At 51.2% G+C, this 560-nt stretch carries 1 protein-coding gene; it reads left to right on the forward strand.

Features of this window, described 5'->3' with window-relative positions:
• Nucleotides 1–389 precede the first annotated feature (389 nt).
• Nucleotides 390–560, forward strand: a 171-nt coding sequence (locus NRB16_RS29050; protein ID WP_257107589.1) for a LysE family transporter, incomplete at its 3' end; no start/stop codon positions are given.

Here is a 560-nt window from a genome sequence, read left to right on the forward strand (position 1 = left end):
TTCCTCTGGCCCGTGTATCGAAGCCGTAATACACCCCTGAATCGCAGGCAAAAAAAACCCGGATTCTGGGGGGTGAAGCCGGGTTAAGACCATTAGGAGTAAAGCAAAGGCACACGGTCCCTTGGCGCCTCTACCGGCGTGTCACTTGGGGGGATGTATGACATGCCAGCGTTTTAAGTATCGATCAGGATTGTGACGCGTCCAGTACAGGTTGTTCGTTTTTTAAACAGTTTTGGAATACTAAACCGGTTATTGATTGCTCAATGAGCGGCTCTGTTCAGCGTGTTTTTATCTCTTCGCTGAAAGTCCCTGATTTGAAATGAAATTGATTTTCCTCTCCTGTTTACCCTCGTTGCACTGCAAGAGGGGCTGAGTTTTCGAGGTTGCAAGTGGAATTTTCCAACGGTTTCCTGCTGAGTCTTTCGCTGTGCCTGGATATCGGGCTGGCCAATATCGCGATGATCACGCTTTCCATGCAGCAGGGTTTTTCCCGGGGCTTGTGGCTCGGCCTGGGGACTTGCATCGGCGATCTGGTGTACGCGGTCCTGGCTATGCTGGGC

The organism is Pseudomonas sp. LJDD11, from assembly GCF_024584215.1.
In the GTDB taxonomy this organism is placed as follows: domain Bacteria; phylum Pseudomonadota; class Gammaproteobacteria; order Pseudomonadales; family Pseudomonadaceae; genus Aquipseudomonas.